At 66.3% G+C, this 22,725-nt stretch carries 21 protein-coding genes; 3 read left to right on the forward strand and 18 right to left on the reverse strand.

All coding sequences use genetic code 11. The features are described from left to right. On the forward strand, positions 1 to 687 hold a 687-nt coding region (locus CYD53_RS26420), incomplete at its 5' end, for an ABC transporter permease (RefSeq protein WP_103721077.1). 164 nt (positions 688 to 851) lie between these two features. Here CYD53_RS26420 and CYD53_RS26425 read toward each other — a convergent pair. Next, the gene (locus CYD53_RS26425) at positions 852 to 2,129 is read right to left on the reverse strand and encodes an NAD(P)/FAD-dependent oxidoreductase (protein WP_103721131.1); all 1,278 of its coding nucleotides are present in this window, start codon (positions 2,127 to 2,129) and stop codon (positions 852 to 854) included. Between the two features lie 208 nt (positions 2,130 to 2,337). Between CYD53_RS26425 and CYD53_RS26430 the strand changes: the two genes are divergently transcribed. Continuing rightward, positions 2,338 to 3,213, forward strand: coding sequence for a GNAT family N-acetyltransferase (locus CYD53_RS26430; RefSeq protein WP_181012040.1), 876 nt, complete (start codon positions 2,338 to 2,340; stop codon positions 3,211 to 3,213). Positions 3,214 to 3,340: 127 nt separating this feature from the next. Here the strand turns inward: CYD53_RS26430 and CYD53_RS26435 are convergent, their stop codons facing one another. From CYD53_RS26435 to CYD53_RS26495, 13 genes are all read right to left on the reverse strand, one after another. After that, positions 3,341 to 3,817 carry an Lrp/AsnC family transcriptional regulator gene (locus tag CYD53_RS26435; protein WP_210202440.1) on the reverse strand — a complete coding sequence of 159 codons (477 nt, stop codon included), beginning with the start codon at positions 3,815 to 3,817 and terminating at the stop codon, positions 3,341 to 3,343. Between the two features lie 128 nt (positions 3,818 to 3,945). Then, on the reverse strand, positions 3,946 to 5,325 hold the full coding sequence (locus CYD53_RS26440) for an aminotransferase class III-fold pyridoxal phosphate-dependent enzyme (RefSeq protein WP_103721132.1): 1,380 nt from the start codon (positions 5,323 to 5,325) through the stop codon (positions 3,946 to 3,948). A gap of 51 nt (positions 5,326 to 5,376) precedes the next feature. Next, the gene (locus CYD53_RS26445; protein WP_103721133.1) at positions 5,377 to 5,793 is read right to left on the reverse strand and encodes a helix-turn-helix transcriptional regulator; all 417 of its coding nucleotides are present in this window, start codon (positions 5,791 to 5,793) and stop codon (positions 5,377 to 5,379) included. Positions 5,794 to 6,027: 234 nt separating this feature from the next. After that, complete coding sequence (locus tag CYD53_RS26450) at positions 6,028 to 6,621, reverse strand: NAD(P)-dependent oxidoreductase (RefSeq protein WP_181012041.1); 594 nt, start codon at positions 6,619 to 6,621, stop codon at positions 6,028 to 6,030. A gap of 21 nt (positions 6,622 to 6,642) precedes the next feature. Continuing rightward, positions 6,643 to 7,503, reverse strand: coding sequence for a GNAT family N-acetyltransferase (locus CYD53_RS26455; RefSeq protein WP_103721081.1), 861 nt, complete (start codon positions 7,501 to 7,503; stop codon positions 6,643 to 6,645). Positions 7,504 to 7,544: 41 nt separating this feature from the next. Next, the gene (locus CYD53_RS26460; RefSeq protein ID WP_103721082.1) at positions 7,545 to 8,267 is read right to left on the reverse strand and encodes a cupin domain-containing protein; all 723 of its coding nucleotides are present in this window, start codon (positions 8,265 to 8,267) and stop codon (positions 7,545 to 7,547) included. A 113-nt stretch (positions 8,268 to 8,380) separates the two neighbouring features. After that, the gene (locus CYD53_RS26465; RefSeq protein ID WP_210202438.1) at positions 8,381 to 9,406 is read right to left on the reverse strand and encodes an SIS domain-containing protein; all 1,026 of its coding nucleotides are present in this window, start codon (positions 9,404 to 9,406) and stop codon (positions 8,381 to 8,383) included. After that, a complete protein-coding gene (locus CYD53_RS26470; protein ID WP_103721084.1) occupies positions 9,399 to 10,346 on the reverse strand; it encodes a carbohydrate kinase family protein in 948 nt (315 codons plus the stop codon). Before CYD53_RS26470 ends, CYD53_RS26465 begins: the two co-directional genes overlap by 8 nt. Continuing rightward, positions 10,343 to 11,419 (reverse strand): ABC transporter ATP-binding protein, encoded by a 1,077-nt coding sequence (locus tag CYD53_RS26475; protein WP_103721085.1) that lies wholly within the window; start codon positions 11,417 to 11,419, stop codon positions 10,343 to 10,345. The genes CYD53_RS26470 and CYD53_RS26475 overlap by 4 nt, the downstream gene beginning before the upstream one ends. Beyond that, positions 11,419 to 12,936, reverse strand: coding sequence for an argininosuccinate lyase (locus CYD53_RS26480; RefSeq protein ID WP_103721086.1), 1,518 nt, complete (start codon positions 12,934 to 12,936; stop codon positions 11,419 to 11,421). The genes CYD53_RS26475 and CYD53_RS26480 overlap by 1 nt, the downstream gene beginning before the upstream one ends. A gap of 4 nt (positions 12,937 to 12,940) precedes the next feature. Beyond that, positions 12,941 to 13,783: a carbohydrate ABC transporter permease gene (locus CYD53_RS26485; protein ID WP_425428349.1), complete on the reverse strand. Its 843-nt coding sequence runs from the start codon at positions 13,781 to 13,783 to the stop codon at positions 12,941 to 12,943. Further along, positions 13,783 to 14,709: a carbohydrate ABC transporter permease gene (locus CYD53_RS26490; RefSeq protein WP_103721087.1), complete on the reverse strand. Its 927-nt coding sequence runs from the start codon at positions 14,707 to 14,709 to the stop codon at positions 13,783 to 13,785. Before CYD53_RS26490 ends, CYD53_RS26485 begins: the two co-directional genes overlap by 1 nt. Before the next feature lie 139 nt (positions 14,710 to 14,848). Beyond that, positions 14,849 to 16,108, reverse strand: coding sequence for an extracellular solute-binding protein (locus CYD53_RS26495; RefSeq protein ID WP_103721088.1), 1,260 nt, complete (start codon positions 16,106 to 16,108; stop codon positions 14,849 to 14,851). Between the two features lie 170 nt (positions 16,109 to 16,278). Here CYD53_RS26495 and CYD53_RS26500 point away from each other — a divergent pair, with 170 nt between their 5' ends. After that, a complete protein-coding gene (locus tag CYD53_RS26500; RefSeq protein ID WP_103721089.1) occupies positions 16,279 to 17,532 on the forward strand; it encodes an ROK family transcriptional regulator in 1,254 nt (417 codons plus the stop codon). Positions 17,533 to 17,535: 3 nt separating this feature from the next. Here the strand turns inward: CYD53_RS26500 and CYD53_RS26505 are convergent, their stop codons facing one another. The 4 genes from CYD53_RS26505 to CYD53_RS26520 form a co-directional block, all read right to left on the reverse strand. Beyond that, positions 17,536 to 18,819, reverse strand: coding sequence for a four-carbon acid sugar kinase family protein (locus CYD53_RS26505; protein WP_103721090.1), 1,284 nt, complete (start codon positions 18,817 to 18,819; stop codon positions 17,536 to 17,538). A gap of 7 nt (positions 18,820 to 18,826) precedes the next feature. Continuing rightward, positions 18,827 to 20,101, reverse strand: coding sequence for a ribulose-bisphosphate carboxylase large subunit family protein (locus CYD53_RS26510; RefSeq protein WP_103721091.1), 1,275 nt, complete (start codon positions 20,099 to 20,101; stop codon positions 18,827 to 18,829). 140 nt (positions 20,102 to 20,241) lie between these two features. Beyond that, on the reverse strand, positions 20,242 to 20,781 hold the full coding sequence (locus CYD53_RS26515; protein WP_103721092.1) for a VOC family protein: 540 nt from the start codon (positions 20,779 to 20,781) through the stop codon (positions 20,242 to 20,244). A gap of 33 nt (positions 20,782 to 20,814) precedes the next feature. After that, a complete protein-coding gene (locus tag CYD53_RS26520) occupies positions 20,815 to 22,695 on the reverse strand; it encodes a TRAP transporter large permease (protein WP_103721093.1) in 1,881 nt (626 codons plus the stop codon). Positions 22,696 to 22,725: the final 30 nt, after the last annotated feature.

Consider the following 22,725-nt stretch of genomic DNA (forward strand, 5'->3'; position numbering starts at 1 on the left):
TTCTCCGGCACGCGCTTCCTGACCTTCCCGCCGCCGTCCTTCTCGCTGCGCTGGTATGAGGAGTATTTCGGCAACCCGGCCTGGATGCAGGCGACCAAGGTGAGCCTGACGATCGCGGCGCTGACGGTCGCACTCGCGACGCCGCTGGGCGTAGCCGCCGCCTATGCCATCAGCAATTCACAAAGCCGGCTGATGCGCTCGCTCCACATGGTGCTGATGCTGCCGTTGATCGTGCCGATCATCATCATCGCGATCGGCATCTTCTTCGTCTATGCGAAGGTCGGCCTGATCGCGACGCTGCCCGGGCTCGTTCTCGCCAATGTCATGCTCGGCCTGCCCTATGTCATCACCTCGGTCGTCGCCGGCCTGCAGAGCTTTGATCCGGCGCAGGAGATGGTGGCGCGCAGCCTCGGCATGAACCGCCTGCGCGCCTTCCTGACGGTGACGCTGCCGCAGATCAAGGCCAGCGTCTTCGCCGGCGGCATCTTCGCCTTCATCTCGGCGATCGATGAGACGATCATCTCGCTCTTCGTCTCGGGCGGGCAGTATCAGACGCTGACGCGGCGGATGTTCACCGCGCTGCGCGACGAGATCGACCCGACCATCGCCTCGATCTCGACCCTGCTGACGGCCGCCTCCTTCGTGCTCGTCCTGCTGGCGATGAGCGGTCAGAAGAAGGCGGCGTAACAAGCACGGGACGCTCGACCCATAGAGGCTGTTTCGAAACGCGCTCCGGTGAGTCGGCTGGCGCGGATTTTGAGAACCGGAGCGCAGCGGACTTCTTGTCCGTGAGCACCGGAAGCGCAGAAAGCTGCGTCAGGCGGCCGCCGGAGTAGCGCTTCGGGACAGGCTCAGTGCCGCCAATCCTGATAGCGGTAATAGGCTCCCACGAAGGGCAGGAACCAGGGCGGGCCGAAATGACCAGGCACGGCCGGCCAGTCGAGCCCGGCCAGCGGGTTCGCCTTGGCGTCGCCTCCCATGACGCGCGCCATGATCTGCCCCATATGCACCGACATCTGCGTGCCATGGCCGCTATAGCCCAGCGCGTAGAACAGGCCGTCGCGCTCGCCGGCGCGCGGCAGGCGGTCCGAGGTCATGTCGACCAGCCCGCCCCAGCAATAATCGATGCGCGTGCCGGCGAGCTGCGGGAAAAGCTCCAGCATCCGCGCCTGCAGGATCGCGCCGCTCTTGGCATCCGATTTCGGGCTCGACAGCGCAAAGCGCGCCCGCCCGCCGAAGATCAACCGGTTGTCGGGCGTCAGGCGGAAATAGTTGCCGATATTCTTGGTCGTCGTCGCAGTGCGCCGCGTCGGCATGATCGAGGCTGCGAGATTGTCCGAGAGCGGCTCGGTCGCGATGATGAAGCTGCCAACCGGAACGATGCGCCGCCGCAGCCAGGCGAAAGGGCCCTCGCGGGAGGCGCCGGTCGCCAGCAGGACCTGCCCGGCCTCGATCTCGCCGCGCGTCGTCACGACCCGATGCGCGCTGCCGTTCAAGCGGTGAAGGCCGGTGACGCGGGCATTCTCGAAGATGGCGGCGCCGCGCCGCGCCGCCGCATTCGCAAGGCCCGCACCGAAGCGGCCCATATGCATATGGGCGCCGCGCGGGAAGACGAGGCCGCCATGGAAGCCATCCGAGCCGATCTCGGTCCTGGTCTCTTCCGGCCGCACGATGACGAGATCGGGTTCGACCGTACGCTGCAGCAATTCGGCGCTTTTTTCGAGCTTGGCGAAATGCTCGGGCTTGGCGGCAAGCTTGATCTTGCCGGTGCGGCGGAAATCGCAAGCGATCGCCTCCTCCGCGACCAGCGCCTCGACCTGATCGACGGCGGTGTCGAAGGCGCGGTAGAGCGCGCTCGCACGTTCAAGCCCGAGGCTCGCGGCCAGGCCTGCAAGGTCATGCGCCGTACCGTTATTGCAATGCCCGCCATTGCGGCCCGACGCCTCGCCGATGACGCGGCCTGCTTCCAAGACAGCTACGTTCGCGCCGGATTTCGCCAGCGCCAGCGCCGCCGACAGGCCGGTGAAGCCGCCGCCGACGATGGCGACATCGACCTTGCCGGCGAGCGGTCCAGCCGTATCCGCCTCGAAACGCGGCGCCGAATCGAGCCAATAGGGTTCCAGTTTCATGAGCATACGGGTCCGCGCGTCGGCATGAGCTATCAGGGTCCGTGAGGCGTATCGAGCCAATTCAGGGCAAATGTCGACCCTGGATCAGATCCAGCCCCGCCACCTCAGCTTGCACCAAGTTAAGCCTCTGTATTGTATGAATTTTACTATTCTCGAATGCTTCGGACGGACCTATACTTGCGTTCCATTTCGCACGAGGCCCGCAGCGGTGGTTTACAGAACGGCCAAGCGCAAGCTCGACTACGACATCGATATCCGGGTGATGACCGAGGCCGATCTGGTGCAGGCGCATCAGCTTTCGATCGGCGTCGGCTGGCCGCACCGCCCCGAGGATTGGCGGCTGGTGCTGGAGGTCGGGCACGGCTTCGTCGCCTGCGACGCGATCGGGCGCGCGCTCGGCTCGGCGATGTGGTGGCCCTTCGGCGAGCATTTCGCCACCTGCGGCATGGTCATCACCTCGCCCAGGCTGCAGGCGCAAGGCGCCGGGCGGCGCCTGATGGACACGATCTTCGAACAGTCCGGCGCGCGTGATCTGCGCCTCAATTCGACGAAGGCCGGCTATCGGCTCTATCGCTCGCTCGGCTTCGAACCGGTCGGGCGCATCTTCCAGCATCAGGGTCGAGCCCAGCTTTCAGAGCCCCCGACCGGGGACGAGATTGCCGTGCGCAGCGTCGTCGCAGATGACCGCGAAGCCATAACCCGCCTCGACGGCATGGCCTATGGCGCGGATCGGGCGCGGGTGATCGCGGCCTTGATGACGCAGTCGGCCGGGACGATCGTCGAGCGCAATGGCGAAGCGGTCGGCTTCGCGCTGTGCCGGCGCTTCGGCCGCGGCCATGTCGTGGGGCCGATCGTCGCCGAGGATGACGCGATGGCGATCGCGCTGACGAGGCCGCATGTGGCCGCGCATGAAGGTGCCTTCCTGCGCGTCGACACGGCCCAGGAGCAAGGCCTGTTCGGCGGCTTCCTCGAAGCCTGCGGCATGACGATCTTCGACAGCGTGACGACGATGATTCGGGGCCGCAGTCACGGTGCGCAGGGCGCCGCGCGCACCTTCGGACTGGTCAACCAGGCCTTGGGTTGACCTCGCGAGGCGGTCAGAGCATCGCGCGAAAAAATGGCTCCCTGTTTTCTTGCAGGAGCAGTGCTCTCAACTCTTGGAATCGGTCACGTTTTTCGCATCGGGGCCGAACCATCCGCATGCGACGTGATCAGATCTCGAACAGCACCGGCAGCGGATAACCCGATTTCTGGATCGGCGTCTTGATGACGATGTAGCTGAAATATTTCGAGATGCCGAGATTACGTTCGAGCAGCGTCTCGATCAGTGACTGGTAGTGTGTCAGCCCGCGCGTCACGAACTTGACCAGATAGTCGTAGCCGCCGCTGACCAGATGGCATTCCACCACCTCGTCGACCCGCCGCAGCGCGGTCTCGAAGCGGATGAAATACTCCTTGGTATGGTCGGCCAGCGTGATCTCGGTGAAGACCGTGATGGTCTCGCCGAGTTTCTGCAGGTTGATCGTCGCGCCATAGCCGGAAATGAAACCCGCCTGCTCCAGCCGCTTCACCCGCAACAGGCAGGGGCTTGGCGACAAGCCCACAGCATCGGCCAGGGTGACGTTGGTCATCCGGCCATTGTTCTGGAGTTCGACCAGAATCTTCATGTCGATGCGGTCGAGCCGCACGCCCGGTGTCACGACGAAAGCCTCACCATCACGCTCCTCAAGCCGGACGGTCTCGTCTCGCCGGCCGGGAGAGCGTAGACGGTTCGGCTGGCCTCGGCAAAGCGAGGATCATGCCGGCATCGCCGCACTCAGCGCAGCTCCGCCTTGACCTCTGGAATGGCGAGCATGTCGTCGAGCGTCTGGCGCAGGCGCGTGACGATCAGGTCGATCTCGCTCTCGCTGCAGCATAGCGGCGGAGCGAGCCCGATGATGTCGTCGCCGAAGGCCCGAAAGATCACGCCATTGGCGTAACCACGCGCAAAGAGATGCTCCGGCAGCCTGGCCGCGCGGGAGAATTTCTCCTTGCTCGCCTTGTCTGCAACGAGCTCGATACCGGCGAGCAGGCCGCGCGCCCGGACCTCGCCGACGAGGGGATGGTCGGCGAGCGTCGCCAGCTTCTTTTCGAAATAAGCGCCGACGCGCTGGCCATTGGCGAGGATGCCGCCCTCGTCATAGAGCCGCAGCACCTCAAGCGCGACGGCGGCCGAAACGGGATGCCCGGAATAGGTCTGGCCATGGCCGACCGGCCCACCGTCCGGAGCATTATCCTTGATGCCGTTGTAAACCTTTTCGCCGATCGCGAGCGCACCCAGCGGCGCATAGCCCGAGGTCAAGCCCTTGGCCATCGTCATCATGTCCGGCACCACACCCTCGCCCTCGCAGGCGAACATCGGACCGGTGCGGCCAAAACCGGTGATGACCTCGTCGGCCAGGAAAAGGATGTCGAGTTCGGCCGCGGTGTCGCGCATCGCCTTGAGCCAACCCTTCGGCGGCACGATGACGCCGCCGGAGCCTACGACCGGCTCGCAGAAGAAGGCCGCGACATTGTCTGCTCCGAGCTCCTCGACCTTGGCGCGAAGCGAAGCGACGCTGGCTGCGATCACCGCCGCATCGTCGGAACCGGTCGGGTTGCGATAGGAATAAGGAGCGGCAACGTAGTGCCGGACATGGGCCGGGAAGTCGAAATTCGCATGGAAGGCCGGTAGTGCGGTGACGCCGGCGCCCGTCGAACTCGAGCCGTGATAGCCGCGTTCCAGCGAGAGGATCGCCTTTTTCGTCGGCCGGCCGGTGACATTATAGTAGAATTGAATGAGACGCAGCGCGGCATCGATCGCGTCCGACCCGCCAAGCGAGAAATAGATGTGGTTGAGGTCGCCGGGCGTGATCTCGGCGAGCTTCGCCGCGAGCAGGATCGTCGGCTCGCTGCCGAAGCTGAAATAGCCGGTCGCATAAGGCAGTTCACGCATCTGCGCCGCGGCTGCCTCGACGATGCTCTCATGCCCATAGCCGACATTGACGCACCAGAGGCCGGCGAAGCCGTCGATCAATTCATGCCCGTCCGCATCGGTGATGAAGGCGCCCTTCGCCGACTTCATGATGGTGACGCCGCGCTTCTCATGACCGGCCCAGTTCGCCACCGGGTGGACCCAATGCATGCGGTCGAGAGCTTCGAGCGAATTGACGGTCATGGACATAGGCCTTGGTGAGTGGATGCTCTGGAGATGGAAAGATCGGGCGCGTCAGACCGCGACGGCCTGGATGTAGCCGGCGCGGGCCGCCCGAGGCCTCTCGGGCTGCGCCAGATCACGCAGATAGCGTCCGGGCGTCACGCCACAGATGCTCTTGAAATGGCGCGAGAGATGGCTCTGGTCGAAGAAGCCGGCCTCGGACGCGGCCTGCGCCATCGGCACGCCCTCGCGCAGCAGCGCCTTGGCATGGCGAATGCGCCGGTGACAGATGAAGCGATGCGGCGTCAGGCCGACCTGCCGGCGAAACACCGTGACGAAGCGACAGACGCTCAGGCCTGCGAGAACGGCGAGGTCCTCGAGATAGACGCTGTCGGTGAAATGCCGCTCGATATGGACAAGCGCACGCTGGATTCCGGGATTGATCCCGGGCGGGAGCTTCTCGCCGAAATCAAGAACGGGCTCTTGCATGGACCAGCTTTCCTCGCTCATGGCGCTGACGCCGCTTCATCACAAGGCTAGAGGCAAGCCGCCATGCTGTCGGCACGGTGTGACAGGCTGCGGCGATATCCCCTGCGCTATTGGCTCGCGGCGACAGCAGATCGTGCTGCGAGCACTCTCAATCGCACGATGGGCAATCGGCTGAGCCGAGCAGCGGTTCCCCGGCGCGATAGCGCCGCAAGGCGCGGACCACGATGTTGCCAGCTAGATCATGCCGACGATATGGCTGGTGATCAGCACGCGGGGATCGGTCCAGAGCGCATGGCCCTTTGGAAGCTGTGCCTCGGAGGAGACATCGAGCACAGCGGCTGAAACCTGGCCGTCGTCGAGCGCGGCGAGCAGCGCATCCTGATCGAGATGATCGCGGCCACCCGCGCTCAGCAGCTTTGCGCCGCGCGGCAGCTTCGCGAAAAGCGTGGCATCGAGCCCGATCCGCGCCTCTCCGGCCGGCGGCGGCAGGCACACCAGGATCTCGCTGCGGGCGAGGAATTCCGCCATCTCGTCGGGACCGGCAGAACAGGCGATGCCGTCGATCTCGTACCGCGAGCCGCTCCAGCCCGCGACCTGGAAGCCAAAGCCCGCGAGCTTTTGGCTAGCGGCCTGGCCAAGCACACCCAACCCGAGAACGCCGACATGACAGCTCGAAGCCGGCAGGATCCGCATCTGCTGCCAGCCCTGGCTTCGCTGCATGGCGATATAGGGCACAAGGTCGCGATGCAGCGCCAGCACCGACATGGTGACATATTCCACCATGCCATCGACGATGTCCGGCTGGTCGGATTTGGAGAGAAGCGCCATCATATCCGCCTGTGCCGCGATTCAGCCGAGTGCCTGGTTGATCACCGCGTAGAGCCGCGCGGGCCCTGATGGAACCGGTTTTTCGCCGCGCACCATCCCGGTCACAGGGCCTGCAGGTTTCAGGCCGTTCCGCGTCAGCCAATCCTCCAGCCCGGTTTCCGCGGGAACATCGATCCGCAGGAACTGACCGCGTCGTTCATGGAGCCAATGCGCGATCAGGGTTTGCGCATCGCCGCCATTGGCGGCGACCACCGGGCCGATGACATGCCCCCGGCCGAAACGGCGCAGGATACTGAAGCCGACAGGTTCGCCATCCCGCTCCAGCACGATGCATTCGCCGCAAGCAAGGAGCACCTCGAGCGCCGGCTTGCGCGGCAGCCCAGTCGCCTGCGCATCGAGGCGCTCCAGCACCGGCAGATCGCCGGGGCCGCCAAGCCGGAGTGTCTCGCCAGGCTGCAGCACCGGCGCGACGTCAGCGAGCGATTCGCCATGATGCTGATGCACGCTGCCCCAGGGCACGAAGCCGTTCCTGGCATAGAGCGGTTCGCCCGCCACCGTGGCGTTGAGCAGCTGCGAGCGCCCCTGCGTCTGTTCGAGCAGCGCGCGCATCAGGCGCTTGCCGATGCCGCCGCCCTGATGCGCGGGCGAGACGATGATCGAGCCGAGCGTGGCATGGGTTTCGCCATAGGGCCACCACAGCGCCGACGCCACGATCTCCTCGCCCAGGGTCGCGACGACGCCATGGCCGAGATCGATCAACATCTCCCAGTCCTCGGCGCGATGCGGCCAGCCGACGGCGCGCGACAGCGCCTGACAAGCGGCAGCATCGGCCAGTGCAACCTTGCGCAGGATCAGGGCCTCTTGAGGAACAGTGTCGGACATGACGGACTCCAGGGTCGGGACCGCGGCGCGAGCGCTGACGCTCAGCCGGCGACCTCCTGCACGACATAGAACTTGGCGACGTGAACGCTGCTGTCCCAGGCGCAGGGCGCGCCATGGGCGACGAAGACGCTGTCGCCTTGATCGACGCGCGTGATCGTTCCATCCGGCCCGGTCAGATCGATGCTGCCGGTCACCACATGCATCAGTTCGTTGAGGCGGTGCGGGCGCAAAATCCGGCGATAGGGCGTCGAATCCCAAGTGCCGGCCCGGAAGCGCGTGGCCTCGTCGGTGAAGGCGTTGAAGCTGCGGCATTGCGGCGTCGGTCCGACCAGCGCCTCGGCAGGCGGCGCAGCGGAGGGCGAAAGCGGCGCCTCAGCCAAAATCTCCTGGAGACCCGGCGCAGCCGAACCCGCTCCGGTCGCGGCGCAGAAGACGAGGCGCGTGCCAGGTTCCGCCTCGGCCTTCACCACCGTTCCGCGCGCGATCACCGCGCCACGGCCGGGCGAAAGCTCCAGGGCGACCTTGCCGGGCTCGGCAAGACGCAGATGGCCGGCGACGACCACGACGAATTCGGTATGCGGAAACGCCCCGCTCTCATAGGTACCCGCCAGATTCACCCGGCCCGCAGACATGGCGTCGGGCCCCGTCCAGGCGATGTCGCGCCCGGCGCCGAAGGGGTCGTTCTCGCCCAGCGCGGCCGACCGGAAGGGCGTGGCGAGCGGCGCATCGCCAGCCCGGTTGAGAAGAAGGATTCCTGAGGACATCAGCCGCTGTTCCATCATTCGAGATGGTCCCGAGCTAACGCGAATGACCCGGCCGTGATTGGACGGTTTTGTCGGCGCGCACCGGAAGCCGTCCCTTGTCCGACCGATCCGGCTCAGAGCGTCCGGGTCACCTTGTTGAGATGCGGGGGATTGTCGGGATCGAGCCCGCGCGCAATCGCAAGCGCGGCGATGCCGCCATAGAAAGCCCGCGCCTGGACGAGCGGGGCGAGCGCGGCAGAGACGGCAGGCGGCATCGGCAGGGTCGCGCCGACATCCGGGCCTTGCCCGGCATAGGCGATCTCGGCACCGAAGCGCGCGAGCGCTGCCGCGACGGACAAGGTGCTGTCGCGCCCCTCATCGGCCGGATCGAGCACGATCGCAGGGAAGCCGGGGCCGACCAGCGCCAAGGGTCCATGCAGCACTTCGGCGGCGCTGAAGGCCTCGGCGTGGATGCGGCAGGTCTCCTTGAACTTCAGCGCCATTTCCTGCGCGATGCCGAGACCGAGGCCACGGCCGATCACATAGAGGCTGGTGGCATCCTTCAGCCTCGCGAACATGGGCGACCAGTCGCAATCACCCGCCTCGGTGAGCCGCCGCGGCGCTTGCTCCAAGGCAGAAACGAGCGCCTCGTCCTGGCTCCAGGCCGCCGTGAGATGAAGGAAGGCGATGCAGGTGGCGAGGAAGCTCTTCGTCGCCGCGACGCTTTTCTCCGGCCCCGCCCGCAACGGAACCAGCACGTCGACCAGCTCCGCCAGCGGCGACGCCTCGTCATTGACGAAGCCGACCACCAGCGCGCCGCCGCGCTTGGCAGCCTCGGTCAAGCGCAAGGCGTCGGGGCTATGGCCGGATTGCGAGACGGCGATGAACAACGCGCCGGAGAGATCGAGCTTGCCGCCATAGACCGAGGCCAAGCTCGGGCCGAGCGATGCCACGGGCAAGCCCAGCGTCCGCTCGATCAAGTATTTGCCATAGGTCGCGGCATGGTCCGACGAGCCGCGTGCGCAGCTTGCGACGAAGGCGGGTCTTTGCCGGCGCAAGCGCTCGCCAAGCTCTGCCATCACCACGGCATTGCCCGTGATCTGCCTTTCGGCGACCAGGGCGGCCTCGGCGGCCTCTCTCGTCAGAAGCGCTTCAGGCATCGATGCGACCATGCTCCTCGAGCAGCGTCTTGCTGATATCGGCGACCCGGCCGCGAGCGAGCCGCACACCGGCGCCGCCCACCCCCTGAACCGACAGCGTCCCGCAGGCGATACCCTCGGCAAGCGCCTGGCCCGGCGGACGGCCCGCAATCCAGGCCGCGATGAAGCCGGCATTGAAGGCATCGCCCGCACCGGTCGTATCGAGAACCGGGCCGCCCTGTGGCGCGGGCAGGTTCAGGCTCTGCTCGCGCTGGAACAGGCGTGCACCGGCCGCACCATCCTTGATGACGACGACGGGGAAATGACGGGCGAGCCGGCGGCCCGCCTGGTCGAGATCCTCGCAACCGGCAATCGCCCGGGCCTCGGAGGCGTTGGGCAGGAAGATATCGGTGCCGGTCGAGCGCAGGACGAGATCGGGATCGTGGATCAGGGCGTCGTCCCAGCTCGGATCAAGCGAGACGGTGAGGCCTGCGAGCTTGGCGAGCGAGACCAGTTCCGGACTCTCGGCGAGCGTCGCGAATTCGGCGATGTGCAGATGGCGCGCCTCGGCATTCGCCAAGGCGGCTTCGAGGGTGGCGGGGCGCGCCTTCCCGGCCCGGCGCGACAGGAAGGCGCGTTCGCCTGCTTGCACCATCACCACCGTGGGCTGCGGCCCGGCATCGGGCGCCCGCTCGAGCCAGCGCAGATCGACGCCGCTCTGCTGCAGAGCCGGCGCGATGGCCTCGGACAAGGGGTCGGTTCCGATGCGCGCGAGCAGAGCCGCGCGCTCGCCAAGCGACGCCAGATGGGCCGCCGTAATGAAGCCGCCGCCACCGGGCACGACCGCAACCTCCTTGGCGAAGCGCTCCTCGCCGAGCTTGGGCAGCGCCTCCAGCCCCCGGAAGACGAGATCGCAATAGAGCCGGCCGATGCTGAGGACGAGATTGCGCCCGCCCTTCATAGCGCGCGCTCGCTTGCGGCATCGAACAGCGTCAGGGCGGCCACGGGCGCGCCGAGCCGTACGGCTGCGCCGACAGCAGGCGGCGACTTGGCGGGAGCCGAGGCCAGGATCAGCCCGCCACCGAATTCGACATGGACAAAGGTCTCGGAACCGAGCGGCTCGATCACCGCCACGCTGCCGGTCAGCACGAGATCGGCCGGCTCATCGCCCGCCAGAACGCGCAATTGCTGCGGCCTGACACCGACGAGGACATCTGCAGGCACTGTTCCGACGGTGGTCGGCAATGCGACCGGCTTTTCGCCCAGGGCAAGCGTCGCGATGCCGGCCTCAGTCACCACGCGGCCGGGCAGGACGTTCATGGTCGGAGAGCCGATGAAGCGTGCGGTGAAGACATCGGCGGGCTTCTCATAAAGCTCCATCGGCGCGCCGACTTGGAGGATGCGGCCATCGCGCATCACGACGATGCGATCGGCGAGCGTCATCGCCTCGACCTGGTCATGCGTGACGAAGACGATGGTGGTGCCTAGCCGCTGATGCAGACGCTTGATCTCCAGCCGCATCTGCGCGCGCAATTGCGCATCGAGATTGGAGAGCGGCTCGTCGAAGAGAAAGACCGTGGGGTCGCGCACCATGGCGCGGCCGATGGCAACGCGCTGGCGCTGGCCGCCGGACAAGGCCGAGGGCCTGCGCTCCAGCAATGGCTCCAGCCCGAGAATGCCGGCGACCTGCTCGACCCGCTTGCGCTTCTCGGCCTTGTCGAGCTTGGCGGTATGGAGGCCGAAGCCGATATTCTCGGCGACGCTCATATGCGGGTAGATCGCATAGTTCTGGAACACCATCGCGATGTTGCGATCCTTCGGCTCCAGCCGGTTCACGACCTTGCCGCCGATGCTGATCTCTCCGCCGTCGATGTCCTCAAGCCCCGCGATCATGCGCAAGGTCGTCGACTTGCCGCAGCCAGAGGGGCCGACGAAGACGACAAACTCGCCATCGGCGACCGTGAGGTCGATGCCGTGCACGACCTGCGTCGCGCCATAGCGCTTGACCAGACCTTGAAGTTCGATACCCGCCATTACGTCGTTTCCATCAGGGCGGCGAAGGCCGCGTCGAGTTCCTGCCGCGCCGTTTGTTCGCGCTTGGCGATGTCGCCAGCAGCGCCATCAGCCGCATCGAGTTTGGCGCGATAGCGCGCCAGCGCCTTGCCCAGTGCCTGCGGACCGGGCCCGCCGAAGCGCTCGCGCACCGCGACGAAGTTTTCCGGCGAGACCACGCTTGCGAAATCGCCTGGCGTCAGCGCCGGCTCGCGGCCGGTGTGATGGCGGAAGGCCTCAAGGAAGGGGGCATAGCCGTCGCGCGGCAGATCGCCGTCAAGTGCGACGACGGCGCGCGCGACGTCGGCTGCAATCTCATGCGCAGCGCGGAAGGAGAGCCCCTCGCGGCGCACCAGCGTGTCGGCGAGTTCGGTGATGGTGATGCAGGAGCGGCGGATGTTCTCGGCGACACGGCGGCCGTCGACGCTCATCGACGGCAGCAGCGCGGCGAGCAGATCGAGCACGCGCTCGCCCGTGGCGAAGGCCTGGTAGCCGGCCTCGTTGGTCTCGCCTTCCGCATCGTTCATGTCGGTGAAGGGGGTGTTGTGGACGACGTCCCTGACCAAACGGGCCCGCGCCATCGCCTGCGAGGAGAGATGGCGCAGATGTTCGATCGGCACCGGATTGCGCTTCTGCGGCATGATCGAGGAGATCTGCACGAAGGCGTTGGGCACGTAGAGCTGGCCGACCTCGAAGGCGGTCCAGACCTGGAGGTCCTGGATCAACCGGCCAAGATGCAGGAAGACCAGTTCGACCGCGCTATAGGTCGCGGTGACGTAGTCGATCGCGGCGATGCAGCCATAGGAGTTTTCCAATGGCGCGGCGAAACCCAGAAGCTGCGCGATGCGGGCCCGGTCGAGCGGGAAGCCGGAGGTGGTGATCGCGGCCGCGCCCATCGGCGACAGGTCGAGCAAAGCGCGCGCCTGCATCAACCGCTCATGGTCGCGCAGCATCACCTCGATGGCCGCCGCCAGATAATGCCCCAAGGTCGTCGGCTGGGCCGGCTGGCCATGAGTGTAGGCGACGATCAGCGTCGCCTTCTCGCGCTCGGCCAGGGTCAGCGTCGCCGCGATCAGAGCGCGCAGCTTGGCCGCAAGCCGGTCGAGGCGCGGCTTCAGCGCCAGCTTGAACAAGGTATGGTCAATGTCGTTGCGCGAGCGGCCGGTGTGCAGGCGGCCGGTGTCGTCGGGGCTGAGCCGCTTGCGCAGCTCCGCTTCGATCAGGAAGAAGAAATCCTCGACCTCGCCGGTATAGCTCAGCGCGGCCGGGTCGATCTGCGCATCGATCTCACCCAGCGCCCTGGCGATCCGGCCGGCGGTCGCGCGCGGCAGGATGCCGGTCTCGGCGAGCATGACGAGATGGGCGCGGTCGATGGCGCGGAAACCCTCGACATGATGCGTCTTGGCCCCGTCGAAGAGCGGGCGCAGCACGGTTTCCTTGTAGACGGGATCGGGGAAGACGGAGCTGTCGCTCAGGCGTGGATCTGCATGTTCGCTCATCGGATCAACCCTTCAGACCGGCCATCACCACGCCGCGCACGATGTAGCGCTGCAGCACGAGGAAGACGGTCAGCGTCGGCAGCGTCGCGAGCGCCGCGCCCGTCATGATCAGCTCCCACTGGATCTGCGACTCCACGGCAAAGCTCGAGAGGCCGACAGGCAGCGTGTAGAGTTCCTTGCTGGTGGTCACGATCAGCGGCCAGATGAAGGCCGTCCAGTTGCTCAGGAAGGTGAAGATCGCGAGCGCCGAGAGCGCCGGCGTCACCAGCGGCATGGCGATGCGCCAGAAGATCGAAAATTCGTTGAGCCCATCGACGCGGGCGGCTTCGAGGAAGTCGTCGGGCACCGTCTCGAAGAACTGCTTCATCAGGAAGGTGCCGAAGGCCGTCATCATGCCCGGGAACATGATGCCCCAATAGGTGTCGAGCCAGCCGAAATTCCGGGCCATGACATACCAGGGAATGACCAGCATCTCGGTCGGGATCATCAGGGTCGAGAGGATCGCCAGGAAGACGATGTAGCGCCCGCGGAACTGGAATTTCGCCAGGGTGTAGCCGACCAGGCTGTCGAAGAAGACGTTCGACAGCGTCACCGCCGTGGCAATGCCCAGCGAATTGCCGAACCAGCGCAGGAAGCGCCCGTCGGACAGCACCGTGACATAGTTATCGAGCGTCGGATGGGCCGGCACCAGTCTGAGATCATAGACCTCGGAGGCGTCCTTCAGCGAGGTCGAGAACATGAAGAGCAGCGGCGTGATCATCAGCACGCCGCCCGCAAGCAGCAGCAGCCAGATGGCGATGCGGCCGGGCTGGAAGCGGCTGGGCATGGCGAGGGACAGCGCGGCCATCAGCGGTCCCTCAGCAGGCGCAATTGCAGGAAGGAGACGGCGAGCAGGACGAGGAAGAGCACCACCGTCTGCGCCGCCGCATAGCCCATCTCGAAGGAGGAGAAGGCGGTCTGGTAGATCATCAGCACCAGCGGCTTGGTAGCGTTCAAAGGCCCGCCGGGATCGCCGCTCGTCATGTTGTAGACCTGGTCGAAGATGCGCAGGAAGCCGATCGAGGAGAACACGACGAGGAAGATGATCGTCGGCTTCAGCAGGGGAATCGTGATCCGGCGCAGGATCGTCAGATTGGAGACGCCGTCGATGCGCGCCGCCTCGTAATAGGTGTTGGGGATGGCGCGCAGGCCAGCGAGGAAGATCACCACCTGGAAGCCTAAGCCCGCCCAGATCGCCGGCGCCAGCACCGAGGGCAGGGCCTGGCTGGTCGAACGCAGGAAGGGCTGCTGCGGCAGGCCGAAGCTCGAGAGCAGATCGTTGATCATGCCGATCGGCACCGGCTGGTAGAACCAGCGCCAGACCCAGGCCATGGCCGCCGCCGTGGTCAGGAAAGGCAGGAAATAGAGCGCCCGGATGAAGCCGTGCAGGAAGCGGACACGGTCGAGGTGATAGGCGATGGTGAAGGCCAGGGCCAGGCTCACCGGCGTGCCGATGGCGAGATAGAGCACGGTGTTGCGGAACACCTGCCAGAACACGACATCGGCCCAGAGCCGCTCGAAGTTCGCCAATCCGACGAAGCCGGGCTTGGAGAACAGGTTCCAATTGGTCGTCGACAGATAGAACGCCTCGACCGTCGGATAGAAGCGGATCAGCGCGTAGAACAGGATCGGGACGGCCAGGAAGGCCCAGGCCCAGACGACTTGCTTCCGGCGCAGGGAGAGCCCGCCCCAAAAGCGGCCGCCGGAGCGTTGATTGTCGATTGAAAGGCTCATCGCGGCTGATCGGTCTTTTCAAATGCCCGCTAGCGGCTGCATGTCATGCTCGGGCTTGACCCGAGCATCTCTTGCCGGAGATTCTCGGGTCTCCGCTCTGCTGCGCCCGAGAATCACGGTGCGGTCTGCGGTCTCGCCCCTACTTCTTGTAGAACTTGTCGAGGATCGCCTGTTCGGCCTTGGCCGCCTCGGCGAGCGAGGCCTTGGCGTCCTGGTTCTGGATCAGCACGCGGTTGATCATGTCGAGCGAGACCTGGCGCTGGCCCATCTCGTCGACGAAGACCGTGGCATGGGAATAGTTCAGCGCCTTGAGGAAGGGCCCGTAGATCGGGTGGTTCAGGTTCTTCTCGGTCTCGGCCGCCGCCTTGCGGGCCGGCAGTTCCCCGACGGTTTCGAGCCAGAGCTGCATCGATTCAGGCGAGGTGACGAAGGCCATGAACTTCTTGGCGGCTTCGAGCTTCTCGCCGGTCGGCTTGGCGGTGATGGCGTTGACCCAGTAGCTGGCGAAGTTCGCCTTCTTGCCATCAGCGCCCGCAGGAAGTTCGGCGACGCCCCATTCGAAGGCCTTGATCGCCCCGAACCCGCCGAGCCGGAACGAGCCGTCGATGGTCATTGCGGCGCGGCCGGCACGGAAGGCGGCCTGACCTTCATCCATGAAGCCGACCTGGCCGACCTTGTGGACGCGCTGGAGATCGGCATACCAGTTCAGGGACTTGGCGCCGGCCTCGCTGTCATAGGTGACCTTCCGGTTGTCGTCGCTATAGGGCGCGCCGCCATTCTGGCGCAGCAGCGTCTCGCGCCACCAATGATAGTCCTGCCCGGGGAAATCGAGCGTGATGCCGGCCGAGAGCATGTTGCCGGCAGCGTCCCGCTTGGTCGTCTTCTTGGCCGCGTCGAGGAGTTCGTCGATCGTCGCGGGCGGCTTGGCGGGATCGAGACCCGCCTCCTGGAACAGCTTCTTGTTGTAGAACAGCGCCAGCGAGCGCACCGCGGTCGGCAGGCCGTAATACTCGCCATCGCGCTTCATCGCGGAGACGATCGGATAGAATTCCTTCTCGATCATCGCCGGCGGAAAGGCGTCGCGCGGCAGCGGCTGGATGAATTTGGCGGCGACGAAATTGTCGAGCCAGCCATAGAACAGCTGCACCACATCCGGCCCCTGGCCGGCGGGAACGGCGGCCGCGATCTTGGTCTGGTAATCGGCATAGGGGAAGGTCGTGTGCTTGACCTTGATATTGGGATTGGCGGCCTCGAACCGTTTGATCAGCTCGTTCATCGCCTTGATGCGGGCGTCGAAGACATATTGCCAGTATTCGATCTCGATGGTCTGAGCCGCCGCACCGGTGACCGCACCGAACGAAACCAGCAGACCCAACAGCATTCCCCGAAAGCCGCGCATGATCCTCTCCCCTGTCGTGACGACGCCTGTGCCCTTGCCCTCAAATTCGGCATTCGAGACGTGCGGCGATCATGCTCGCTCCGGCCCCGCCATCCTGTCAATCGATTAATTCACTTGAGTTGGATTAATCGAAAGCGCAGCCTGTCGATCTCAAGAAGCACTGGCCCATCATGCCTCACCGCCGCTCCCCCCCGTCCCGCAGCGTCGCCGTCGGCACCAATCCCGAGCGAACGCGCAGCCATAACCGCCGCGTGGTGCTGGAAACGGTGCGCCAGCACGGCCGGCTCGGCCGTTCCGACATCGCCGCGCTGACGCGGCTGACGGCGCAGGCGGTCTCGAACATCGTCGCGGAGCTGGTCGGCGAAGGTTTCCTGATCGAGTTGGGCCGCCGGCGCACGGCTCGCGGCCAGCCGCCGATGGAGCTCGCGGTCAATGCCGATGGCGGCATGACCGCCGGCATGGAGATCGCGGCCAACCATATCACCACCGTGCTGGTCGATCTCGCCGGCGAAGTCCGGGCGCAGCGCATCGTGCCCCTGGGTGATTCCGCGCTCGAGGCCGTGCAGGCGCTCGCCGCTGCCGAGCTCGCCCTTGCCCGCACCGGGGCGGGATTGCCGCGCCGGCTGCTCGGCTGCGGCGTGGTGATGCCCGGCCCGTTCGAGATCGAGGGGATGAGCTCGGTCGGCTCATTGCCGCTACCGGGCTGGGCCGGGCACGATGCCGGCCGGCTCCTGTCATTGGCGCTGCAGACACCCGTCACGATCGAGAACGACGCGACGGCGGCCGCCGTCGGCGAGCATCTGCACGGGCGGGGGCGAAACCTCAGGCATTTCTGCTTGGTCTATTTCGGCGCGGGCCTCGGGCTCGGCACCATCATCGGCGGGCAGCCCTATCGCGGCGCCTTCGGCAATGCCGGCGAGATCGGCCATATCCCGGTCGTGCAGAACGGGCTCGCCTGCGCCTGCGGCGGCCAGGGCTGCCTCGAACGCTATGCCTCGACCCATGCGTTGAGCGAGGCCCTGCGCGCCGCCGGGATAGCGCATGCCGGCCCCGACGAGGTTGCGCAGCTGCATCTGGCCGGGCACCCCGCCGTGCTGGGCTGGATTGCGGAAGCGGCCCGGCTGCTCGCGCCGATGCTGGTGATGCTGGAGAACCTGTTCGACCCGGAGACGATCATCCTGGGCGGCGGCTTGCCCGATGGGGTCATCGACGCCTTGATCGAGGCGATGTCGCCCTTGGCCGTCTCGGTCTCGAACCGCTCCGGCCGCAGCGTGCCGCGCGTGCAGCGCGGTGCGACCGGGCGGCTTACCGCGGCGCTCGGCGCAGCGGCCTTGCCGCTGCTCGACACGATGACGCCGAAACTCGACCGCACCGTTCTGCATGAGCAGGACGAAACCACGCCAGTCGATCAAGAGGCCTCCTAGCGATCAGCCCGCGGTCGCTCTCGCGAAGAAATCGACCGGCCCCATCTGGCCGCCCTTCAGGACGATATCGAGATCGTCCAGGCGAGGATCGTCGCTATGGGTCCGGCAGAGCGGCGCGCCCGAGGCCAGCGGACCGCGATAGGACAGCCCCCAGATGTCGAGCGATTTGACGGCGAGGCTCGACGTGTCGCCGCCGGCGACGACGAGCCGGGACAGCCGCGCTTGCGCAATGATGCCACGCAGCAGCAGGCCGGTTGCCGCCGCGACGCCGCCGGCATTCTCCGGGGCCTGTGACGGACGCTCGGTGATCAGCATGACATGGCCCTCCGCCAGTCGCCGGAGAGCCTCCCGCCGCAGCGCCTCGACATAGGCTTCGTCATCGAGGAGCCTGCGCGGCTCGATCGCCAGTTTCGCAAAGCCCGTCGCCACCTCGACCTGCGCCCGGGTCACCGGCGAAAGGCTGCCGACCAGAGCCAGCACGGGACCCCCGCGCCGCAGCGGAACAACCCTCGCCCCTGCGGCCTCCTCCCGGATACCCCACAGGCCAGCCAGCGCCTGGGCAACCGAGCTCGGACCGACGGCAAGCATCGGCTGCGCCTGCGCCCGCTGCGCGATCAGCTTGCCGATGACCGGGAGATCGGAAGCGCGGGCGACATCGAGCAGGACCGCGCCAGGCAAGGTTGCGAGACAGGCCGTGAGCGCATCCTCCGCACCATCATCCCAGTTGCGATAGTCGAGCAGGGCGATCTGCTCCAACCCCTGCGCCGTGAGATGCCGGCGCAGATCCGCCTCCGCCATCGGCGTGACCGGGTGGACGCTCATGGTCGGATGACGGTCGATCCTGTGGACCACGCCGCCGATGCCGGCCGCGGCGAAGAGGTTTCCGAACAGGCAGTAGCGGCCGAGATTGGGCTGGCCGCCGATGATCGGCAGGAACGGATTCTGGAAATACGGGCGCAGTGCCTTCACCGCCGCGCCGATGCTGCCGATAAGTGGCGCGCTGTCGAAGGTCGAGCAGCATTTGTAGTGCAGCAGCGCGACGCCTTGCCCGGCGAAGAAGCGGCCGGCCGCGTCGAGCTCGGCCGCCATCGCGACGGGTTCCATCGAGCGGGTCGCCCCGGCGATGCCGATGGCGTCGAGCGGGCCGGCCGCGCTCAACTGTTCCGGCGTCGGAATCCGCAGGAAGAGCAGCGCACGCCGTCCCTGTTCCGCCAGCGCCGACAAGGTGTCGGTCGCGCCGGTGAAATCGTCGCCATACCAGCCATAGAGCGGTGACGGGTTTGTCATCGGGGTCTCAGCCAGCGAGCTTGCCGAAGAAATCGAGCGCCTGCCGCAATTCGCCCTGCGTCCTGGCGGCCTCCGCCAGTGAAGTGCCCGCCGCAACGGCGTCCCAGGCCTGGCGGATGCTGACCACGCCGGCCGCCGGCCCGCCGGGATGAGCGAGAATGCCGCCACCGGCCATGAAGAGCAGATCGGAATGGCCGATCGCATCCCAGGTCGGCTGGGCCGTGCCGGCCCATTGGCCCGAGGAGAAGGCCGGCATGACGCGGTCATCGATGCCCGCGCTCAACGGCGTCACGCAATCCCTGGCGGAGGAGACGACCTCCTCGTCCTCCTGCGCGAATTTGCCCTGCAGGCCGTGGACATGCATGTGATCGACGCCGGCGAGCCGCCAGAGCGTCTGGTAGGCCTGGAACGAGATGCCCAGCATAGGGTGGCGCGAGAGCGCGCCGTAGCCATTGCGATGGCCGTGCACGGCGAGATTGGTCGAGCGGCGCAGCGTCTCCATGGCCGAGAACCCGCACCAGTTCAGGCTCGTCATGATGCAGGTCCCGCCCTCGCGCGCCACCAGATCGGCATGGCGCCGCATCGCGTCGGTCTCGTCGGTGATGTTGAAGGCGACCATCACCGCCTTGCCGGTGCGGTCCTGATGGCGGCGCACGGCGGCCATCACCGCCGGCACGCGCTGCGCCAGCGGAGCATGGACGGGATCGGCGGAGATCTCGTCATCCTTGATGAAATCGAGCCCCGCCTCGCAGAGCTTGGCGACGAGCGCCGCCGTCTCCTCCGCGCTGAGGCCGACATTGGGCTTGATGATCGAGCCGACCAGCGGCCCCTGAGGAACGCCTGTGAGCCGGCGCGTCCCGGCAATGCCTTGGCTCGGCAGCGGGAAGCGGGCCCGGAAGGAGGCGGGCAGCGTGATCGTATCGAGCCTGAGGCCCGTGACTTCCCCGAGATCGTAGAGATTGCCGGCGACGATCGCAGCCAGGGTCGCCAGATTGGCGCCGACATTGTCGACCGGGAACGAGATCGCCACACGGGCCCGCCGCCAGGGGCCGGAGACGCCTTTGCGGGCAAGCCAGGCATTGGGCAGGCTCGGCGTGGCGACCGTTTCAAGCTCCTCGACCTTGGTGACGATCGCGCTCGCCCGCTCGCGCAATTCGTCGGTCTCGCCGGCGACGCGGGTGAAGGTGCCGCTGGACTGCTCGCCCGCCATCACCTGCGCCACCTTCGTCGGATCGAGCGGTGTCTCGATCAGATAGGTCGCCTCGAAGCGTTCGCTGGTCATCTGGTCAATCCATCCTTCGGCCTGCGGTCATTACACGGAGGCGCGGCCGAATAAGCAATCCGGCGAACCGCCTGCGAGAAGCGAGATTTCTCCGCTGCGCTCGCAATGACGGGAAAGGCGCCGTCTCGCCATGCAGCCTTTCAGAGCTTGCTGAGATCGGGGAAGGGACGCACGGGATCCTTGCCGTCCCAGTCTTCCGAAGCCTGGCGAATCAGGCGGAACATCTCGCCCTTTGGGCCGGCGACCTCCGACAGCTCGATTACCGTGCCAGGGTGGTAATGCGTGTCGAAATAGATGAAGCGGCCGCGCTCGCCGACTTCGCCCGACATCACCGGCTTGAAGCCCTGTCCGATCAGCCGTTCGAGATCGGCGTCATAGCTGTCGGTCCAGTAGGCGACATGCTGCAGACCGCTATGCCCGGCTTGGGTGAAGTCGCGATACATCGAGGGCACATCGTTGCGGCATTGGATCAGCTCGATCTGGAGCGGACCGGAATTGGCCAGCGCGACCGAATTATGCGGCTCGTAGCTCTCACCCTTGTAGTGGTAATTCCGGATCGGAACCTTCGGGTTGTAGAAGAACGGTCCGACGCCGAGCACACGGCTCCAGTAATCCATCGCCGCCTCGATATCGGGGACGACATAGCCAGCCTGGCGAATCTGGCCGAAGAAGCGGCTCATGGGAATGCCTCGCGTTCGAAGAGCAGTGAAGGATCAGAATTTCAGGAAGCCGGTGGAGATCCACGGCACAGCGGCGACCACGACGAGGCCGATCAGCAGGGCCAGCATGTAGCCCCAGATGTATTTCAGGCCCTCGTCGGGGTTGATCTTGCTGATCGCGCAGGCGCCGTAATAGCCAACGCCGAAGGGCGGCGCGAACAGGCCGATGCCCATCGCGAAGATCACCACCATGGCGTAGTGCACCTCATGCACGCCGACCTGCTTGGCGATCGGGAACAGGAGCGGCCCGAACAGCACGATCGCCGGAATGCCCTCCAGCACGCTGCCGAGGATGATGAAGGCGACGATCGAGATCGCCAGGAAGCCCCAGGTTCCGCCCGGCACGACCGCCATGATCTTCGCCAGATCCTGCGAGAAGCCCGACTGGGTCAGGCCCCAGGCCATGGCCGTGGCGCAGCCGACGATGAAGATGATCGCGCCCGTCAGCGAGGCCGTGTCGACCAGCATGCGCGGCAAACGGCGCCAGTCGAACTGGCGGTAGACCAGAAGCCCCATCACGACGGAATAGGCGATGCCGATGGTCGAGACTTCGGTCGCCGTCGCCATGCCCTCGACGACCGCGGCGCGAATGACGAAAGGCAGCGAGACCGCCGGCAATGCGACCAAAGCGAGCTTGCCGATCTCGCGCTTCGAGTAGCGCGCGACATGGCTGAGATCCTCGCCGCGATAGCGCCACCAGATCACGAAGCAGAGCGCGACGCCGAGCACGACGCCGGGCAGCATGCCGCCGGTGAAGAGCGCGGCGATCGAAACGCCCGTCACGGAGCCGATGGTGATCAGCACGATCGAGGGCGGGATCGTCTCGGTCTGCGCGCCTGTCGCCGAGAGCAGGGCGACGAGATCGCCGGGCTTGGCGCCGCGCTTCTGCATCTCCGGGAAGAGCACCGGTGCGATCGCGGCCATGTCGGCGATCTTCGAGCCCGAAATGCCGGAGACGAGATACATCGCCCCGACCAGCACATAGGACAGGCCGCCGCGGACATGGCCGAGCAGCGAAGCGAGGAACTGGATCATGGCGCGGGCCATGCCGGTCATCTCGATCAGCGCGCCCAGGAAGATGAAAAGCGGCACGGCGAGCAGGATGAGATGGCTCATGCCCTCATCGAGCCGCCCGACCATGACGATCAAGGGCGTCGCGGTGGTCAGAGCAAGATAGCCGAAGGTGGCGAGCGCGAAGGAAAAGGCGATCGGCACGCCGGAGAAGACGTTGAGCGCCACCACCCCGACGAAGAAGATCACGAGGTTGAGCTTGCCGAGCGGCTTCAGCATGGGGCCGGCAAGCCAGAACAGCAGCACGAGGGCGACCGTCAGGCCGAGCGCCAGCAGAACGGGCTTGAGCGAACCGAAGCGCAGCAGGCGGAAACACGCCGCCAGCAGCATCAGCCCCATGCCGACGGGAATCGCCGCCGCGCGCCAGGCATTGGTGATCTCCAGCGCCGGAGTGACGATGAACCGCTCCTCCTCGGCATATTCCAGCGCGTGGGGCAAAATCATCAGCAGGAAGGCTATCGAGGCGGTGATCGCCAGCGCTTCCAGAAGGCTGCGCGCCCCTGGCCCGACACGGCTGACGAGGCCGGTCATGCGCATATGCTCGCCGCGCCGGAGGGCTACGACCGCGCCCAGCATCGACAGCCACAGGAACAGGATCGAGGCGAGCTCGTCCGACCAGATCAAGGGCTTGTGGAAGACATAGCGGGCCGTCACGCCCGCCCCGAGGATGACGATCTCGGCCAGGACGAGCGCGGCAGCCACGGCCTCGACGAGGCCGCCGACCGTGCGGTCGAGCTTGCCGGCGAGATGCGCAATGCCCTTCTCCGGGACAGGCGCAGGCGACAGCACCGCATGTCCATGCATGACAGGGTTCTCCATCGGCTCGACCGCGCG

It is taken from the genome of Allobosea psychrotolerans (assembly GCF_002917105.1).
GTDB classification, from domain to species: domain Bacteria; phylum Pseudomonadota; class Alphaproteobacteria; order Rhizobiales; family Beijerinckiaceae; genus Allobosea; species Allobosea psychrotolerans.

Excerpts from the sequence above, each read along its gene's own strand:
- CYD53_RS26440 (WP_103721132.1), bottom strand. The coding sequence starts at position 5,325 with ATGACCGTCAATTCGCTCGAAGCTCTCGACCGCATGCATTGGGTCCAC.
- CYD53_RS26495 (WP_103721088.1), bottom strand. The coding sequence starts at position 16,108 with ATGCGCGGCTTTCGGGGAATGCTGTTGGGTCTGCTGGTTTCGTTCGGT.
- CYD53_RS26445 (WP_103721133.1), bottom strand. The coding sequence starts at position 5,793 with ATGCAAGAGCCCGTTCTTGATTTCGGCGAGAAGCTCCCGCCCGGGATC.
- CYD53_RS26465 (WP_210202438.1), bottom strand. The coding sequence starts at position 9,406 with ATGCCTGAAGCGCTTCTGACGAGAGAGGCCGCCGAGGCCGCCCTGGTC.
- CYD53_RS26425 (WP_103721131.1), bottom strand. The coding sequence starts at position 2,129 with ATGAAACTGGAACCCTATTGGCTCGATTCGGCGCCGCGTTTCGAGGCG.
- CYD53_RS26475 (WP_103721085.1), bottom strand. The coding sequence starts at position 11,419 with ATGGCGGGTATCGAACTTCAAGGTCTGGTCAAGCGCTATGGCGCGACG.
- CYD53_RS26460 (WP_103721082.1), bottom strand. The coding sequence starts at position 8,267 with ATGTCCTCAGGAATCCTTCTTCTCAACCGGGCTGGCGATGCGCCGCTC.
- CYD53_RS26490 (WP_103721087.1), bottom strand. The coding sequence starts at position 14,709 with ATGAGCCTTTCAATCGACAATCAACGCTCCGGCGGCCGCTTTTGGGGC.
- CYD53_RS26450 (WP_181012041.1), bottom strand. The coding sequence starts at position 6,621 with ATGGCGCTTCTCTCCAAATCCGACCAGCCGGACATCGTCGATGGCATG.
- CYD53_RS26470 (WP_103721084.1), bottom strand. The coding sequence starts at position 10,346 with ATGAAGGGCGGGCGCAATCTCGTCCTCAGCATCGGCCGGCTCTATTGC.
- CYD53_RS26455 (WP_103721081.1), bottom strand. The coding sequence starts at position 7,503 with ATGTCCGACACTGTTCCTCAAGAGGCCCTGATCCTGCGCAAGGTTGCA.
- CYD53_RS26485 (WP_425428349.1), bottom strand. The coding sequence starts at position 13,783 with ATGGCCGCGCTGTCCCTCGCCATGCCCAGCCGCTTCCAGCCCGGCCGC.
- CYD53_RS26510 (WP_103721091.1), bottom strand. The coding sequence starts at position 20,101 with ATGACCAGCGAACGCTTCGAGGCGACCTATCTGATCGAGACACCGCTC.
- CYD53_RS26520 (WP_103721093.1), bottom strand. The coding sequence starts at position 22,695 with ATGCATGGACATGCGGTGCTGTCGCCTGCGCCTGTCCCGGAGAAGGGC.
- CYD53_RS26505 (WP_103721090.1), bottom strand. The coding sequence starts at position 18,819 with ATGACAAACCCGTCACCGCTCTATGGCTGGTATGGCGACGATTTCACC.
- CYD53_RS26480 (WP_103721086.1), bottom strand. The coding sequence starts at position 12,936 with ATGAGCGAACATGCAGATCCACGCCTGAGCGACAGCTCCGTCTTCCCC.
- CYD53_RS26500 (WP_103721089.1), top strand. The coding sequence starts at position 16,279 with ATGCCTCACCGCCGCTCCCCCCCGTCCCGCAGCGTCGCCGTCGGCACC.
- CYD53_RS26515 (WP_103721092.1), bottom strand. The coding sequence starts at position 20,781 with ATGAGCCGCTTCTTCGGCCAGATTCGCCAGGCTGGCTATGTCGTCCCC.